The following is a 17,245-nucleotide window of genomic DNA, read 5'->3' on the forward strand; positions in this document are numbered from 1 at the left end:
GTGCCGGGGGCGTGTGCGGTACCCGGGTTCTGCGGGAAGCCGTAGCCGCCGGGCTGCGCGGCCGGGTCGGGCGCGCCCGGCGACCCGCTCGCCCCCGTCGGCTGGGGGAAGCCGTAACCGGCCTGCGCGTGCGGCGCGGGCGCGGGAGCAGGAGTGCCGCCGTGGTCCGGTGCGGGCGGTGTGGGGCCCGGCTGAGGGAAGCCGTAGCCGCCGTGTGCGTCCGGTGCGGCGGCGGGCGCCGCAGCCGGGGACTGCGGGAAGCCGTAGCCGCCCTGCGCCGGATAGTGGGGGGCCGGCTGCGGGGCCGGGGGCGCGCCCGCCTGACCGCTGCCGGGCTGCGGGAAGCCGTAGCCGGCGGGAGGCGCCGGGGGAGTGGGTGCTGCCGGGGTCTGCTGGGGCGGGACGATCGGCGCGTTCCACGCGGCGGGCTCGGCCTGCGGTGCCTGCTGCTGGAAGGGCGGGTGCTGCGGGAACGGCTGCTGGGGCTGCGCCGGCGTACCCGTCGGCTGCTGCGGGACACCCGGCTGTGCGCCGTCCGCGGCCGCCGGATGGGCCGCCTGCGGCTGCGCCGGCCACTGGTCCGCGGGCGGGGGAGCGGCCGGCTGGTAGGACGGGGGCAGCGGCGGCACAGCACCCTGCGGCGCCGGCGGCGGACCCCAGCCGGCCGGAGGCTGCTGCACGTCCCCGAACGTCCCGCCCGGTGTCCCGGACCCGGAGGCCGGTACGCCGCCGGGGGTGCCGTCGGCCGGTGCGGGCGCCGCGGGGACGGCGTCCGGCGCGCTCCCGCCGCCGTCCGCCGCCTGCTCGGCGTCCCGCGCCCCACCGTCGCCCGCCGTATCAGTCCGCGGCTCCGGGACGTGACCGGAGGCGGCCTCGGCGGAGGCTCCGTCGGGCAGGTTTCCCGCCTGCCCGTCCGCGGCGCTGGACGAGTTGCCGGAACCGTCGCCCGCCTCGGGAGCGGAGACCGCCGCACCGTCGTCCGCCATGGCCCGTGCACCCGCCTGCGCGTCCGCACCCGCCGAAGCGTCGGCCGGGTCCCCGGCCGTGCCCTCGGACGCGCCCAGGCCGGCGCTCTCACCCCGCGGTGCCTCGTCCTCCCGCCCGGCTGTGCCGCCGGCCGGAGCCTGGGCAGCGGGCGCGCCACCGAGGCCGCTAGCGCCGTGCTCGCCGTCGGGCGCCGCCTCCGTCAGCCCCGCGTGCGCCGACGCGGCGTCACCGGGCGTCGTGCCGTGGCCGTCCGCGGGAGGCAGGTCCGGGCCGGGCCCGGCGACCGGGACCCCCGGCTCGTCCGGCCCGCTCGCGGCGTCCCCGGCCGGGGTGGCATCCGCGGACGCCTCGGGGTCGCCCGGCGGCTGGACGGCTGCCGGCGCCCCACCGTCCGCGGCGGGCCCGGCGTCGCCGCCCGCGTCCGCGGCGGCGGCCGCCCGGTCCCGCTCGGCGAACTCACGCTTCAGCGCGGCGGCGGAGATCCGCATCGTCGCACCGCTCACGAGGTCGCCGTTGCCGCTGTCGCCCGCCTCGTCCGCGTCGGGCGCCACCGGGTGAGCGGCCGCCGGCGGTGCCCAGGCGGGCTGGAAGCCGCCGCCGGGCGGCAGGTCCGGAACGCCGACCGGCGGACCGACCGGAGGCGGCGGGGGAGGGGTGGCCGGGCCGGCCGGAGGGGTCTGCGAGGCCTCGTCGGAGGCGCCCGACGCGTTCTGCGTGTACCAGGCGGGCGGCGCGTAGTCGATGGTGAACTCGCCCGTCGTCTCGATGGCGGACTCGGCGTCGGACTGGTCGTCGCCGGGCGTGGCCCAGCCCCCGCGGATCCCGTCCCGATCGCTGTTCACAGTTCCTCCTGGTGTGGTCGAGCACCCTCATGCCGTGCTGGGGCGACCGTTCGTGTCGTACGGGGTCAGCCGGGACCTGTCGGCCGGAGACCCGGACCGATCCGGTCCACCCGGCCCTCCCCCGGAGCGCCGACGGCCCAGCCGCGGGTTCTGACGTGGCGCCCGACTCCCAGCCTAATCACCACGGGCACGCGTGCGGCAGGCCCGGTCGCACCTCCGCTCACGTCCGTGACGTCACATCCCGCCCCGGCCCACGGCGCAGGGGTCGACCAAGCGGTCAAACCGGACGACAAAGGGCCGGACGACCGGCCGGAAGCCGAGCGGAACCGGCCGAACAGCGCCCCGATAGCCGGCACGAAACACCCCACAAGCGTCAACACCGGTCATGGACCGGTCCGTTAGGACCTCGTTCAGTCCATGCGGCGCGGCGTTCCCAACAATCCGATCTCGGCATCGGTGGGCTGGGTCATCACGTACTGCCGGTCCCGGTCGGCGCACCACAGCGTGACGCCGTCGGCGAGCGTGGGCAGGGAGTCGATGTCCGCCCGCGGCAACGCCATGGTCCGCCCCAGCTCCGCCGCCTCGTCGGGGGAGATCCGCTGAACTCCGACGAGCCGGGCCTGCCGTACGAGCCGCGGCGCGACCGGGCTCAGATAGGGCAGCAGCGTCACCACCGACTGCCACGGGCCGGAGACCACCCGCCCGCGCGGGGGCCGCATACCGCAGTCCCGTACCACCAGGACCGGCGTACCGGCCGACGCGCCCTGCGGGGGCACCCGGCCGACCTCGTACACCGCCAGGCCGTTCTGACCGCCGCCCATGGCGTGCACCATCTGCATCCAGGACTGTGGCCGGCCGGTCTCCACGGCGACGCGTGCGCCCGTCGCCGCCGCCCGCAGGGCCAGGACCTGGGCGGTCCACAGGCCGCCGATGAGGACGACGTCGTACGGCGTGGGCCGGTTGAGCCCCAGCACGGCCGGCTGCCCCTCGGCGTCGACGCCGACGACGACGCCGTCGTCCCCGATGGGCAGGGCGAGGGCGTCCAGCTGGCCGGCCGGCAGCGCGTGCCGTCCGTGCCGCGGGCCGATCAACCCGAAGCCGCTGCGCAGCCGTTCACGCATCCGACCGGCGGGGGAGGACGGCACGGCCGCACCCGGGAAGCCGGGGGTCTGCGTGGTCATGGCGGTCACCGGGCACCTCCGAGGGGCAGCGTGGCGAGCATGCCGGGCACCTGCTCCCGGTCCAGGCGGGCGAGACCCACCCCGGCCTGGCGGGCGGCGTCCTCCACCGCGCGCCGGGCCGCGATCAGTTCGTCGTCGCCGCGTCCGGTCACCCGGACGTGACCGCACAGCGCCATCTCCTGCCGCTCTCCCCGCGCGAGCGTCAGACTGAAGGTCGTGGCGAGCGCGGGCACCGCGGTGAGCGCCGCCACGAGCTGCGGCAACGACGGCCCCCGGCCGCCCAGTTGGGGCCAGCGGCGGATCCAGTACGTGGTGTGTCTGCGGTTGTCGCAGCGCCAGCTGCGACCGGACTCCTCCGTCCGCCGCTCCCGCGTCTCGCCGCGCCCGGCCTCCGCCGTCACCAGCGGGTTCGCGCACGCCGACGTGGCGATCGCGGCGGTCAGCTCCTCCTCGTTGAGGACCGTCGTACGGAAACCCGCTCCCGTCAGCCGGCTGGCGAGATGGTCGGCGACCCGCGCCAGGCACTTCTGCGCGCCCACGAGACCGCCCCCGCGGGCGGCCACCGCGTCCTGGCACAGCTCGGGGTCGAGCTTCAGCGCGATCCACGTGATCCGGACCGCCGGTGCACCCGTCTGCGCCTGCAACGGGGCGTAGTTGGTGACCGCCACGGAGTGCTGCGGCAGATGCAGGGCCGGCGCGGGCTGCGTGTGCAGCACGATCTGGGCCGACTCCAGCCGTATCCCGTCCACCTCCAGCGCGTCCCGGACCAGTCCGACCGGCAGCGGCTGCCGCCCCCGCTCGGCCCGCAGCGCGGTCACGTCGGCCTCCACCTGGACCACGGCGCTGACGAACGTCCCGTCCCCCACCATGCCGACCGGCCGCCGGTCCCGGCCGCCGTAGGAGTACGTCCGCAGGCCGGGGTCACACTCGACGGCGGGCGCGAAGCCGGACTCGGTGCCCGGCGGCACCGGAGTGCTCGCGGCCCGCCGTTGGCGGGCGCGCAGCTCCAGCAGCGTGCCCAGCCACTCCGGCAGCGAACGTCCCCGGCGGCGGACGAAGGCCAGCGCCACCAGCACCACGGCGACCACGGCGGCCGGCACCAGCGCGAACGGCCCGACCGCCCACCCGCACACCAGGAGCGCGACGGCGAGCTCCAGGAGCACCGTGCGCTGCAGCACGAACGAGCCCGCACGGCCCGAGCGTGACGTGGGATGCGGCGTGAGAGGGCCCGGGGCGGCCGTGCCGGACGGGGCGGCGCCACGGCGGCCGTGGGAACCCGGTCCCCCGTCACCCGATCGTGACCCCGATTGCGACCGCGACCGGGCCCGTGCTGCGGAAGCCACCACTGCAAACCCCCCGAACTCTCCCGAAAACTCACCGGCACGGCCCCCGGAGCTCCGCACGGAACGGCCGCTCGGCGCGCGGACTCCCGTCCCGTACCGGGCTCTTGAGGGACTCAGCACCCTACCCGTGCCGCGGGCGGTGCCCCACAACAGGCATAGTAGGGGCCGGTGCCGACAGTCGAGGCACCGACGGCAGCCGGGGGGCGGGCACGGGGTGCACCGGGTCTCCACCACCCCTTCACAGCTCTGCACGGGGAGAGCGGAAACAGATGGCATCACGGCGGGACGAACTCAACGCCTACACCTTCGCGAAGCGGCGCATGCTGGCGTCCTTCCTCCGGCCCTCTCCGTCGGGCTCGGAGGAGAGCGCCCCGAAGCCCCTGGGCGCCGTACTGCCCGGCGTCGTCGTCGGCGTCGTCGTCCTCGCGGTGTTCGGTGGGATCGGCCTGTTCAGCCCGACCGCGCCCAAGGGCTGGGACAAGCCGGAGGAGCACGTCATCGTCGCGAGCGACTCGACGACGCGCTACGTCGTGCTGAAGACCGGCAAGCAGACACAGCTGCACCCGGTCCTGAACATGGCCTCCGCCAAACTCCTCCTGCCCCCGGACAAGAACAGCGTCATCACCGTCGACGAGAAGGTCCTCGACAGCGGGAAACCCCCGCACGGCGCCACGATCGGCATCCCCTACGCCCCCGACCGCCTGCCCACCCCCGGGGAGGCCGAGACCCCGAAGCGCTGGGCGGTCTGCGAGCGCCCCGGGGACGGCGGCCGGGCCATCCAGAAGGCCGCGTTCGTCTTCGCCAAGAAGGACTACGCCAAGGCCGAGGGCCGCGACAGGCTGTCCGGTGGCGAGCTGATGTACGTCGTGGGCCCCGACGGCAGGTCCCAGTACGTCGTCGACGCGCGCGGCCACGGCTACCCGCTGGCGAACCCGGCCGACAAGGAACTCCTCAAGGCCCTCGACACCCAGGGCCGCGCACCGCAGCGGGTCTCCCAGGAATGGCTCGACACCCTCGAGAAGGGCGACGCGGTCGCCATCCCGGCCATCGACGGCACCCCCGGGGCGAAGGCGGGCGCCTTCGACGGCCTGGCGCAGTACGACCGCTACGACAAGGTCGGCATGGTCATCAAGGCCTACGACGGCCGGCGCATGCAGTTCTACGTCGTCCTGCCCGGCCGCGTCGCCCGCATCTCCGAGTTCACCGCCACCCTGCTGCTCAACAGCCGCGACCTGGTGGCCGTCGGCCAGGCCGGCGAGGCCCAGCAGGTCAGCCCCGGCGCGGTCGTCGACAGCACCACCTTCGCGGCGGACAAGGACTGGCCCCAGTACCGGCCCAAGACCGTGAACGACGGCGCCAGCACCACCTCCGGCCGCAACACCGTCTGCAACGTCCTGCGCTCGGTCGGCGCCGACGGGAGGAAGACCCTGTCCACCTGGGTGGGCACCGACTTCCCCGCGCAGCTGCCCACCGGCTCCTCCAGCGCCTACGTCACCGCCGGCTCCGGCCTGCTCTTCCGGCAGTTCAAGGGCACGGAGACCGGCGCCGGCCCGGTGTTCCTGGTCACCGACACGGGCCTGCGCTACGCCCTGCAGTCCAACAGCGACAGCGCCACCGACGACAAGGGCATCGGAACGTCCGAAAAGAAGCGCAAGGAAGAACTGGACGAGGCGAGGATCGCACAGACCCGGCTCGGCTACGAACGGGTCAAACCGACCCCCGTGCCCGCGGAGTGGTCGACGTTCCTGCCGACCGGCCCGCGCCTGTCGGAGTCGGCGGCCCGCCAGCCCCAGGGCTCCTGACACTCACGGGGGAGGGGAGCGAACCCATGCTGACAGCAGCAGACACCGGGCGACGGCGGCGGACGGCGGCCGTCACCCGCGCGGCGGCCCTCGCGGCCGCGACCGCCCTCACGGCGACGACGACGGTGCTCGCCCTGCCCGCGCCCGCGGCGTGGGCCGACGACGGCCAGTGCACCTTCCCGTCGAAGCCGTACGCGGGCCGCCCCTGGGCGCTGCAGCGGGTCAACCTGGACCAGCTGTGGGCGCAGTCCACGGGCAAGGGCGTCCGAGTGGCCGTCATCGACACGGGAGTCGACGTCAGGAACCCCCAACTGAGAGCAGCGGTCGACGCCGCCAAGGGAAAGAACTACCTGCCGGCCAAGAACGCCAAGGGCGAGAAGATCGACCGTGGCAACGCCCAGGGCACCACGGACACCGTCGGCCACGGCACCCGCGTGGCCGGCATCATCGCGGCCCGCCCCGCCAAGGGCACCGGCTTCGTCGGCCTGGCTCCGGACGCCACGATCCTCCCGATGAAGCAGAACGACGCGGAGGGCGACGGCACGGCGACCACGCTCGCCCAGGCGATCCGCGACGCGGTGGGCGCCGGCGTCGACGTCATCAACATCTCCCAGGACACGGCCAACGCCGTCGCCCCCGACGTCCGCCTCAAGCAGGCCGTCGACTACGCCCTCGGCCAGGGGGTCGTCGTCGTGGCCTCCGCCGGCAACGACGGCCTCGGCGGCAACGTCAAGGTCACCTACCCGGCGTCGTACGAGGGCGTCCTCGCCGTGGCGGCCTCCGACCGCAACAACGAGCGCGCCTCCTTCTCCCAGTCCGGCGACTTCGTGGACGTCGCGGCTCCCGGCGTCGACATGATCTCCACGGTCCCCGGCGGCGGCCACTGCTCCGACAACGGCACCAGCTTCTCCGCGCCCTACGTGGCCGGCGTGGCGGCCCTGCTGAAGGCCAAGTACCCGAAGTGGACGGCCCGCCAGATCGTCGCCCAGATCGAACAGACGGCGGAACGCTCCGTCGCCGATCACGACCGTCTGGTCGGCTGGGGCGTGGTCGACCCGGTCAAGGCCCTGACCGACGTGGACCCCGCGCACCCGGTGGAGTCCCCGCGTGCGCAGGAGGGCGTCACCCGGGCCGAGGCCCCGTCGGTGACCCCCGTGCACTTCGGCGAGACACCCGAGGAACGCAACACCCGCCTGGCGACCTACGTGGTCGTCGGCGGCCTCGTCCTGGTGTCGGGCCTCGGCGGCACGGCGGTGGCGATACGGGACGCACGACGACGGGGACACGTGCGAGGGACGGCATGACGGCGAGGACGGTGCCGCTGTTCGCCGTGTCGGCCGGGCTCGTGGCGATGGGCTGCGTGAAGGCGGACCGCGTCGGGGCCTGGCGCGAGTCCGTCGACCCCTCGGACCCCGACATCCCCGACTCGGCCTCCGTCGTCGCCCGCGTCACACTGTTCGCCGTGGCCGCGGTCGCGGCTCTGACCTCGGCTTCCAGTCCCTGGCCGTCGCCGACGGCGCGGAGTGGAGCGACGACGAACTGAGCAGCGCCGCCCGGGGAGCCACGGCGGCCCCGGGCGGAAGCACCACCTTCGGCGACCTCTTCGGCGCGGCCCCAGACTTCGACGGCGAGACAGCCAGGAAGGTCGAGGACGAGGTCGTCGAACACGGCGGCGGCGACGCCCCGCAGACCGGCGCCGACGCCTCCCTCACCGGCCCGGCGACGTCCGAGGAGGCGTCCTACGTCGTCTCGGCCGGCGGGGCGGAAACGGCGTTCTGCATGCACGTCGGGCTCAAGCACACCAGCGACACCGAAACGGTGGCCCCGGGCATCCCGGGGGACGCCGGGAAGGTGACGATCCCCGTCCACACGTTCACGGTGTCGAGCCGGAAGGGTGAGGGCTGACAGCCCGACGACACGCCTCGGGCCCGCCCTACCGGCAGTCCGGCCCGTTCTCCACGGCCTCGGTGTAGGCGGCGCTCAGCTTCTTCACGGCGGTTGCGTTGCCGACATCCTTCGCGTACACCTGAACGACCGTGTACAGCGTGTGGCCGGGGTGGTCCGCACTCGCGCAGTTGTCCACCCTGGCCAGTGCACCGGTGCCCGAGTGGAGAGACGGGGAACCGCCGTCCCACCGCACCGACTTCAACTGAGGAACACCGCGGGCCACGGTCGTCATGCTGTCCCCCCTCTCCCACCACTCCTCGCTCGCCACCAGCGCGAGCTTCCCGTCGACGAGAACCTGGCAGCGATTCCTGTTGGGCACCGGCGTCTTCTCCCGGATGCCGACCTTCTCGCCCGGAGGCAGCAGCGGCGAGAGAAGCTCGGGGTCGACGGAGATCCCGCACAGAGCCTTGGGCACCTGGTACTCCTTGCCTTCGGAGGAGGACCCGGAGCAGCCGACGACGAGTGAGCCGAGGGCCGCGAGCAGCAGGGGTGCTCCGATCAGCCGTCGCTGGTGCATGCAAGGCATAGCCTCGCGCGTTCGCGCGCGGGTGCGCCCCAGTGAGCCGGGAAGACGTTGACGGTCAGAGCGGTCAATCGTCATGAAACTGAGCACGTGTGCGTGTTCGCCACGGCTGCTGCGTAGTGCTCGATGAAGCGTCGCATGTCCGCTGCCGCCACTGGGTCCGTAGTGCGGGCAGTGACCCAAATTGACGTATCGGCAGGCGTAGTCGTGCACGGGACCTGCCCGACAGCGCCCGTCGCGGCATAGATGACGCGGCCGTCATCCGCACTCTCGTCATCCGGTTCTACGCCGTAAGACGACCTCGCCAGGTCCCTAGCCGTGACATTGGGGGCTCGCTGCTCCACGCTGGTTGAGAGCACCATCTCTCCGTCGACTTGAACACGACAACGTTTGACACCAACCGCCGATGTGGCCCGAGAGCTGATCTTTGCTCCTGGAGGGAGTATCGGTTCCAGGCGAGAGCTGGAGATTTTGACGCCACACAGATCCTTCGGCGTGGCGTACTCACGTGCAGGGGGAGGCGGTGAGCAGGATGCCACAGCTGTGATCAACAAAGCCGCTCCACCGGCTACCGCGGCTTGGCGGACACGGTCCGAATGGATTCCGTGCATCTCGATTCCCAACTCTCGATTCGATTCACCGGCCAAGCTATGCTCAATCCGGGATTTCGGTGTCCATGTCTCTGGCCATTGCGTGGATGTCGGTGTCGGCGTCGTCGAACCCGGTGGCAGTTCCCTCGCTCACCCATCGCTCGAGCTTATCTGTGTAATCAGCGTGGTGTGCCTTCGCCGCTTCAGAGGCTGCCGAGTACGTGATGTTGGTAGTGCTGTCCTTGACAGTTTCCCAACGGCTAGCGATGTTGTCACCGGCCTCCGACCGGTATTGGCCCGAGTCGTCCTTGAAGAATCCCTCCAGTACGACGGACGTCACTGTGCCTGCGACACCCCCGACACCAGCACCGACGGCAGGGCTGGCGACGAAGCTCGTACCAATGCCCACCCCGGTCCCCACGATTCCTGAGATTACGTTCTTCTTCTGACTCACGGCGTAGTCGAAGTCGCTGTCCTTCTCGTTGGCAGGACCGAGCACCGCCTCCTGTCGTCCCTGAGCGAGTAGGCCGCTGAACTCGCCGGCCTTTCGAGAGATGCTGGTGACGGTTTCCTGCGGATCGTGCGGATAGCGTTGGTCTACAGGGATTTCAGGATTGAGGTGACGGTCCATCAGGCTGGACGTGTATGCCTTTTCGCCGACGCTGAGGGCTGCGTATCCCTCCGGGTTCTGGCTCACGGTGACCAAGAAGCGTGTCACGGCACTGTGCTCCAACTTCGCATCAGCACCGGCGAGCGGAAAGAGTCGTTCCCAACTGGACTCGCCTTCCCTGATGACCGGACCATCGGCCATTGCTCGGTGAATGTCGGGAAGGTACTCGGCCCCGATCTGGCCGAGACTGTCCGCCATGTAGCTGTGGTCCTTCACGCGGCCGGGATCGTCCGAGATTGAATTGACCAGTTCATGCATCAGCTGCGCCTGCGCGGCTGTGTGGGCAGGCATGTCCTTGGTTGGCATCTCGCCCGCCGGATGTCCCGTCGTGGCCGCTTCCAGGGCCAGCGCCAGGTTGTTCTTGCCGGTGTGCAGGTCGTCTCCGTGGGAGTCCATTTCCTGCGGCCAGTCACGCTCCTCGAACAGGTACTGGAAGTTCGACAGCGGCACCTTGCCCTTCTTGCCGTTGCCGTCCGTGTCGCGCTCGAAGGGGTTGTCCGGGTCGTCCTTGGAGACGTACTGCTGGTTGAAGAAGTCCGTCGCCGCGTCGGGGCTGTTGGACAGGCCCTTCAGGTACCCCGTGAGCGGGTCGGAGCCGCTGTCCTCACCGATCCGGTTCAGCCAGGGGTCCATGCCCATGTGCTGCCAGGCGGGGTTGCGATGTTCGCCGTTGCCGGTGAGCTTGCGCTCGGTCTCCATGAGCTTGGTGCCGTAATCCTTCAGGAACTGGTCGTCGTAGTCCCCGGTCCGCATCAGGTTGCTCATGACCTGGAAGCCCATGGGGCCACCGTGGTTGCCGTAGAGCGGCTTGTCACCCAGATCGATCATTGAACGCTTCCACTCGGTCATCGCCGCCGAGTCGCTTTGGGTGGCGTGGGCCAGCGTCAGCCCCAGGTTCCGCTGCAGATCGTCGAACTGCTTGAGACGCTCGCGGCCGAGTTCGAAGTTGCCCCTGGCCGGGTCGTTGACACCGGCCCAAAACTCCAACGTCTGCTTCGGGCCCAGGTCCGTGGCGAATCTCTCCGCGAACAACTCGTCGTTGGCGTACTTGTTGAGCCCGGCGTTCAGCCGGTCGAACTCGGCGACGGTCAGGTCCTCAGGCTTCTTGCCGGCCAGCTTCGCCAGCTCGTCGGCCTCCTTCACAGCCAGTGCCGCCGTGTCCCGATCCTGGTAACGGGCGTCCGAAAAACCCAGCCTGCTCTGGTCGACGATGGCCGTGAGTACCGTCTTGGCCGAGTTGTCGCTCTCAGTGGCCTTATCCAGGATGCCCTGGATCTCGTCACGGAGGGCGTCGACTTCCCCCTGGCCGGGCTTGCCCTCCTGCCCGTTACCGTCACCCGACGGATCACTCGCCGTGACGGTGAAACTGCCGCTGCCGGGCACGACCTTGATGCCCTTCTTCTCCCCGCGGTCGATGGCTTCGGTGAGCTGTCGATGGTAGTCCTTCAGCTCGCCCAGGGTGTCGCGCAGGATGTCACGGATCGTGGTGGCCTGGGTGTGGGCGTCCGCGAACTCACCGGCCGTCTTGCCGATGAACTCCCTGGACACCTGGGCGTTGACACCGGCCCAGTCAGCCTTGTTCGCCGCCTGGTGAAGGCTCTCCTCGGCGTCCTTCTTCAGGCCGTCCAGATTGCGGACGAGCGTCGACCAGTCGGTGACGGCGTCGTCGAGCAGCTTGAAGTTGGCGTGGCGCAGAGCCTCGAGGTCCATCGGTTGTCGTCCCCTGAAGATGGCGAGCAGCGGTCGAGTGATCCTGGTATCGGGCGAGGAGATGAGGAGGCGGCCGGGGCTCCCGACGCGCAGCCTGCGCTACTCCTTCTTCTCGGGGTGCGGCCCGTAGACGGGGTTCTTCTTCCCCGGTGCGCCGACCCGTTCGTCGAAGCCGGCATCCAGGACGTCGATGCTGCTCATCTGCCGTTCGATGTAACCGTCGTCGTCGGCGTGCAGCTTCTTGGTGAGGTGCATGTGGTTGGAGATCTGCGCGCAGGCGTCCATCAGGGACTTGAGCTGCTCGTCCCAGCGAGTCGAGACGTGCTGCAGTCCGGCGCCGAGCGCGAAGCCCTGCTTCGACAGGTCCGCAGCAGCGGCGTCGCTGCTGGGAACGGCGACACGGGCCTTGTCCCACAACTGGTTGTACAACTCGTGTGCGGACGTGCCGAGTTTCTGCAGCTCACTGTTCTTGACCTTCAGGTCACCGTACTGGCTGGGCCTCGCGGTGCCTCCGCCGCCGTCGAGCTGGTTCAACTGCATCCGCGCCGAGTGCCGCTCGGCCGCCTGCGCCTTGAGTTGCTCCCACTCTTCCCACGCCATGGCTGGAACCCCTTCCCCCGTGCCGGCCTTCCCGCCCGAGTCGGGTGAAGGCCACCGTTCCGACGTCGTGCTGCCGAGTCAAGTTAGCAATCGGCGGCAAGAAGAGATCGGTTCATGTCCCTTGTGGGGGACATTGCCCTTTGTGGAGATTCGGTAAAGATGCAAGTCTGCGGCTGCCCGCGACGGGAGGGACGCGGCGGGCAGCCCGCTCGCCCAACCCGCATTCAGGAGCCTTCCCGGCAGGGCTTCTGCGCCCTCAGGGCCTCGGTGTATCCGACGATGAGGCCCTTCATGCTCGACATGTCCTTCCGCGCGGGCCCGAGCACCTTGATGAGGGTACTGATGTCCTCCTCCTCCAACCCGGTGCCCCGGCACTTGATCAGTGACACGGCGCCCCGGTCGGCGTAGGCGACGGAGCCGTCCTCCGCGGATTTCAGGTCGTGCACAGAGAGCCTGTTCTCCAAGATGCTCCGCGCGGACCGGCCGACGTCGATGCGCTCCCTGCTCAGGACGACAACCGTGTCATCGTCGACGGTGACTTCGCACAGCCCGTCACCGTCGGCTGACACCGATTCCGCGGCCACCCGGACGCGCTTGCCCGAAGAGGGCAGGAGGCTGGACAACGCGCCAGACGGCACCGGCACCCCGCACAGACTTCCCGGTACCGAGAATTCCCGTCTGTGTCCGTCCGACGAGCAGCCGGCCACCGCGACTGCGAGCACAGCCAGAGAGACGACACGCAAGGGGTATGTGAGGACCTTCAATTCCCGTCACTCTCCGAGTTCCACTTGGGCGCCCGGCTCGTCGCCGGCAACCGGACGAGGGGCATGCTGCAAGCCGGCGCCGGCCGGTCCCTCTGTGGGATCCGGACTGGCGCAGTCTCCACCCCTCGCCAGTCCACCGGTGCCCGAGTGGGCAGACCTGGACGTGGCGTCGTCCATCTCCCACCATGATGGCGTGCGGGGTCTCGGGTGCTCTGAGCCCTGCACCGTCCGCATCGGTCGGTGATGTCATCCGTGAAGTCTCGGCGGTACGTCGCACCGAGCCTTCCTGTGAGCGAACGCGGCCGCGTTCTTGGCCAGGGCGGCCAACCGTGACCTCAGCACCGACGACGGCGCATCACCCTGCTTCTTCAGTTGGACGACGACACTCAGGTGTCGGTTGGCTCCGTGCGACGCGCACGGGAGGTAGATGGCAGCGACCTTGCCGGAGGCGACGGCCTTGTCTCCGGCGCCGAAAGGTTCGAGCGACGACGCGACGTCGAACTGCCCGACCACCTCCGTCACCCAGTTGTCCGCCTTGTCGTACTCCAACATCTCCGTGCGGGCTACGAGGAGTTGCTCCCCGCCTCCTCGGACGAAGCAACCGGTCTCGTACGAGTGGTCCAGCTCGTCGGTGCGGAGATCCGTGGCGCTGTCCTCGAACGAGTAAGAGGACTTCTCCGGCAGCACGTCCCTGAGCGCGGCTGCGGCATGTGACGCATCACCGAGCGAATCGCACACGTTCGCTGCCTCAACCTCGCCCTTCTTCTCGAACGGCGGCAGTTCGAAGGCATAGGCCATCCCGGCGACGAGCGTCAGCACCAGAACGACTCCGGTGACGAGCGCCACCTTGGGGCGGGTGAATGTCACGTCTCATTCTTTCGTTTCAACTGCGGACCCGTCATTGCCACTCGGCCGCTCTGTACCGTGAGCTTCCCTCCGGCCGTCATCACGACTCCTGCCCACACGGCCGCTGCTTCGCAAGAGCGGACGTATATCCGGAGATCAGGCTCTTCATCGCGGACTCGTCGTTGCGGCCCGGCTTCAGGACTCTGATGTAAGTGCTGACGGCCTCGCCCTCGGCGCCCTTGTCGTGACACCGCAGGACTGACACCGCAGCTCGGTCCACGTAGGCGATGGTGCCGCCTTCTGCGGACTTGGCCTGACCGATCCGGTGATCGTAGGAGAGGATGCGCCATGCCGAACGGCCTGCGTCGACGCGCTCTCGCTCGGCAGAGAGCACCACTGCGCCGTCCACCGTTACCTCGCAGGTTCCGGCATTACCGGGGCCGTCCTCCTCCCGCACCGTCTTCCCCGATTCCGGCAACAGGCGGGAGAGCGCGTCGGAGGGGACGGAGACACCGCACATCGCCTTGGGGACCGTGAAGGCCCGCCTCGGCCCGTCCGAGGAGCACCCCGCCACCGCACCCACCACCAGGACGGTCAGTGCGGGGATCGTGTGAAGCGCTCGCGCGTTCCGGCTCAATTCGTGTCACTCTCCGAGCTCCACTGGGCGCCGGCCGAATGGCTGTTACCGGCTGAGGTGCGCGCGGCGCGGCGCGGACGGACCGGTCTCCGCGCCGTGGCGCCCGGTCAAGTTAGCAACTGGCCGCGGCGGGGCTCACGGGCCGAGTCCGGTGTGCGTTGTTTGTGTGACGCCGGGGTCGGTCGAGGCCGTGAACACCACCTGGCGGCTGTGCGTGACCGGGCTCGTCAGCGGTGTGGTCCAGGACCGTCACCCGCCTGTGTGGAGGTTCGATGAAGACCGCCGGCGGTGTCGGTGGCGACGGGTGCCGGTCACGCCCGTGGCGGGTGAAGGCGCTGGAGCGGGCGGTGGCGCGCCTTGGCCGGGGCGTTCGCAGTGGACCGGCAAAGCGGGAGATGGGCGGCGCGCCCATCGTTCCGTAACAGGCTTAGTACACACTTTGGTTGGTCCCGATGGGCAGGTTGACTAGAGTGGCAAAGGCGTTGTGCGACGCGGCTCGCTTTGCGATCGTACGGTGAGCGGGATCGTCGGTCTCGGCCGACTGTGACACGGGGAAACGGGGAGGAGCGTCGTGCTTCCGGCAGACATGGTGGGGGGCGTGTCGGCTGCCAGGGCAGCGAACCTGGAGGCCAGTGGTGAGGCATTGACCACGTTCATGAAGCGGGTGGACGCCGTCCTGCGCGACCTCGAGTCGTCCGCCGGCAACCCGACGCGTGTGAGCGCCCAGACGATCAGCCGTACGTCACTGAGCAGCGGGAGCGCCGTCTTCCAGGAGGCGCACGACCTGTACGACCAGTACGACGCGGTCCACGAGAAGCTCACCACCCTGTCCAAGACCCTGCACCTGCAGATCGAGGCGATCGGGATCGCGGTCAAAGGCGCCCACGTGGGCTTCGGCAACCTCGAAGAGGAACAGCGCCGGCGGTTCTGGGAGATCCAGACGAAGATCAAGGCGCTGCAGCCCACGACGGGCGTTGCGCACACCGGCGACGGCACCGGCTTGAAGGCGTGACCATGGGCGACAACAAGCACAAGGCGGACTACGAGCGGGTCTCCGGCCAGAACTCCTTCACGGACTTCGCGCGAGGGATCGAGGAGCACCCGCAAGGCGGCTTCTACAACAACCTCGTCTACGGCGCCCTGCGCCCGATGGTCGAAGCCACGCCCTACGGCAGGGCCATGCACGGCCGCACCCACTTCGACGACTACGACCTCAACAAGATGGTCGACCTGGTCGAGCAGACGAAACCCGAAGATCTCGAGTCCTCCGGAAAGGCCCTGTGGGACGCGCGCGACGCCATCAGCGCGGCGGCCAAGGAACTCGACGGTCACATCGAGAAGGTCCACTGGGTCGGAGAGTCGGGCGACGCGTTCCGTGAGTGGGGCCGCTCGCTCGTGAAGAGCACCAACGCGCTGAGCGACTTCGCCGGAGGAGCGGGCGACCAGATCACCGCCGCCGCCGTCGGACTGGCATCCGTGCGCAGTGCCATGCCGTCACGTGACACCCGACCGGACCGGAAGCGGCCCGACAGGTTCACCGAGGCCGAGAAGGCCGCGGACAAGGAGGAGTACGCCGACGCCGTCCGGGTGGAGAAGGACCGCCAGGAAGCGATCAACCAGATGAACCGGCTGTCCTCGTACTACGCGGTGGCCAAGGAACAGCTCCACGGTCTGAACGCGCAGCCTCCACAGTTCACGGCCATGCCCAATGTGGGTGTTCCCAGGCCCAAGGTGTACGTGGACGACACGGGAGGAGGCGTCGGTTCGGCCGCGGAGGACACCCGCACCTCGCGACCGGCGCCGTCCGACGGGCATCATGCGACGGTCGGGTCCACGGGCCACGTAGCGGTGCGCGGCGACAGCGACGCGCCCGCGCCTGTGCAGCACGTCACCGGTGACGTCCCGCGCCCGGCCGAACCCGTCGGCACGAACATCGACAGCGTCGGCACGCTTCCGCCCGTCACCACGCCTGTCACCGGGCACACCCCGCCGGCCACGGGGCCCTCTGCCCCGGGCGCGGATCCGACCGGTGTGTTCGGGAAGGGCTATGTCCCCAACGGCTTGCCGGGCCGGGCGACCGGTGGAGCCGGGGGCGCGCGTACGCCTGCCTCCGCACAGGGGCGCGCCGGTAGGCCTGGCCTGGGCAACTCGGGTGCGGGACGTTCCGCGGGCCGGAGCGCGATGAGCCAGGTGGGGCGTGCGGCGGCGACGGGCCAGTCGATCGCCAAGGGCAGCAGCACGGGTACCGGTTCCTCGCCGACGGGCCGAGGAGTCGCCGGCGGCACCTCGCGGACCGGCGCCACACCGACGTCGCGAACCGGTGGCGGCCCGGCCGCGGGTGCCGGGCGGGCGAACGGCATCGTCGGAGGGCGGCCCAGTTCCCCCTCCGGTGCTTCGGGGAAGAACGCGCCGCGCATGCCCCGCGGCACCGTCATCGGTGCGGGGGGCGAAGCCGAGTCCAGGCCCAGGACGGGGGCGACCGGTCAGCGTGGCGTGTTCGGAGCGACCGAATCCACGGGGAGACAAGGCTCCTCCTCCCGTACGCCTGCCTCTCGCGGTGGCACGGCGGCGTCCGAGGCCGTCACCGGCAGGCCGGTCGCACGCGAGTCCGCCGGCCGAGCCGAGCGCAACGGTATGACGCGCGGTGGCACCGGCCTCGTACGCGGGCCCGGCCGTCAGGGCGAGACCGGTGAGAAGGAGAAGGAGTGCGGAGCGCCGCGCCCCGACTACCTGGTCGAGGACGAGGAGACGCACCTGCCCACCAAGCCGCGGCGCGACGTGCCGCCGGTCATCCATTGAGCTC

At 70.7% G+C, this 17,245-nt stretch carries 14 protein-coding genes; 5 read left to right on the forward strand and 9 right to left on the reverse strand.

From position 1 onward, the window contains the following. The 3 genes from ACWDNY_RS23210 to eccE form a co-directional block, all read right to left on the reverse strand. A partial coding sequence (locus ACWDNY_RS23210; RefSeq protein WP_451647714.1) for an SCO5717 family growth-regulating ATPase occupies positions 1-1,829 on the reverse strand: 1,829 nt, incomplete at its 3' end. A gap of 410 nt (positions 1,830-2,239) precedes the next feature. Further along, entirely contained in the window at positions 2,240-3,010 is a 771-nt protein-coding gene (locus ACWDNY_RS23215) for a hypothetical protein (RefSeq protein ID WP_451647715.1), read from the reverse strand. Positions 3,011-3,015: 5 nt separating this feature from the next. Beyond that, on the reverse strand, positions 3,016-4,353 hold the full coding sequence (gene eccE / locus ACWDNY_RS23220) for a type VII secretion protein EccE (protein ID WP_451647716.1): 1,338 nt from the start codon (positions 4,351-4,353) through the stop codon (positions 3,016-3,018). 269 nt (positions 4,354-4,622) lie between these two features. Here eccE and eccB point away from each other — a divergent pair, with 269 nt between their 5' ends. Genes eccB through ACWDNY_RS23235 form a run of 3 tightly spaced genes read left to right on the forward strand, consistent with a single transcriptional unit; the run spans position 4,623 to position 7,698 of the window. After that, positions 4,623-6,155, forward strand: coding sequence for a type VII secretion protein EccB (gene eccB, locus ACWDNY_RS23225; RefSeq protein WP_451647717.1), 1,533 nt, complete (start codon positions 4,623-4,625; stop codon positions 6,153-6,155). Positions 6,156-6,181: 26 nt separating this feature from the next. Further along, positions 6,182-7,459 carry a type VII secretion-associated serine protease mycosin gene (gene mycP / locus ACWDNY_RS23230; protein ID WP_451647718.1) on the forward strand — a complete coding sequence of 426 codons (1,278 nt, stop codon included), beginning with the start codon at positions 6,182-6,184 and terminating at the stop codon, positions 7,457-7,459. Next, positions 7,456-7,698 carry a hypothetical protein gene (locus tag ACWDNY_RS23235; RefSeq protein ID WP_451647719.1) on the forward strand — a complete coding sequence of 81 codons (243 nt, stop codon included), beginning with the start codon at positions 7,456-7,458 and terminating at the stop codon, positions 7,696-7,698. Before mycP ends, ACWDNY_RS23235 begins: the two co-directional genes overlap by 4 nt. 390 nt (positions 7,699-8,088) lie before the next feature. Here the strand turns inward: ACWDNY_RS23235 and ACWDNY_RS23240 are convergent, their stop codons facing one another. The 6 genes from ACWDNY_RS23240 to ACWDNY_RS23265 all read right to left on the reverse strand — a co-directional run bounded on the left by ACWDNY_RS23240 (position 8,089) and on the right by ACWDNY_RS23265 (position 14,442). Then, positions 8,089-8,619 (reverse strand): hypothetical protein, encoded by a 531-nt coding sequence (locus tag ACWDNY_RS23240; protein WP_451647720.1) that lies wholly within the window; start codon positions 8,617-8,619, stop codon positions 8,089-8,091. 660 nt (positions 8,620-9,279) lie between these two features. Continuing rightward, positions 9,280-11,595 carry a hypothetical protein gene (locus ACWDNY_RS23245; RefSeq protein ID WP_451647721.1) on the reverse strand — a complete coding sequence of 772 codons (2,316 nt, stop codon included), beginning with the start codon at positions 11,593-11,595 and terminating at the stop codon, positions 9,280-9,282. Between the two features lie 99 nt (positions 11,596-11,694). After that, positions 11,695-12,195: a hypothetical protein gene (locus ACWDNY_RS23250; protein ID WP_451647722.1), complete on the reverse strand. Its 501-nt coding sequence runs from the start codon at positions 12,193-12,195 to the stop codon at positions 11,695-11,697. A 224-nt stretch (positions 12,196-12,419) separates the two neighbouring features. Continuing rightward, the gene (locus ACWDNY_RS23255; protein WP_451647723.1) at positions 12,420-12,959 is read right to left on the reverse strand and encodes a hypothetical protein; all 540 of its coding nucleotides are present in this window, start codon (positions 12,957-12,959) and stop codon (positions 12,420-12,422) included. A 246-nt stretch (positions 12,960-13,205) separates the two neighbouring features. Then, positions 13,206-13,826, reverse strand: coding sequence for a hypothetical protein (locus ACWDNY_RS23260; RefSeq protein WP_451647724.1), 621 nt, complete (start codon positions 13,824-13,826; stop codon positions 13,206-13,208). Positions 13,827-13,905: 79 nt separating this feature from the next. Further along, positions 13,906-14,442, reverse strand: a complete 537-nt coding sequence (locus ACWDNY_RS23265; RefSeq protein WP_451647725.1) for a hypothetical protein — start codon at positions 14,440-14,442, stop codon at positions 13,906-13,908. Between the two features lie 598 nt (positions 14,443-15,040). On the opposite strand from ACWDNY_RS23265, the gene ACWDNY_RS23270 reads away from it, so the two are divergent. Both ACWDNY_RS23270 and ACWDNY_RS23275 read left to right on the forward strand, forming a co-directional pair. Further along, positions 15,041-15,454, forward strand: coding sequence for a hypothetical protein (locus ACWDNY_RS23270; RefSeq protein ID WP_451647726.1), 414 nt, complete (start codon positions 15,041-15,043; stop codon positions 15,452-15,454). 2 nt (positions 15,455-15,456) lie between these two features. Then, positions 15,457-17,241, forward strand: a complete 1,785-nt coding sequence (locus tag ACWDNY_RS23275) for a hypothetical protein (RefSeq protein WP_451647727.1) — start codon at positions 15,457-15,459, stop codon at positions 17,239-17,241. Positions 17,242-17,245 lie beyond the last annotated feature (4 nt).

This window comes from Streptomyces sp. NPDC003697 (genome assembly GCF_053587115.1).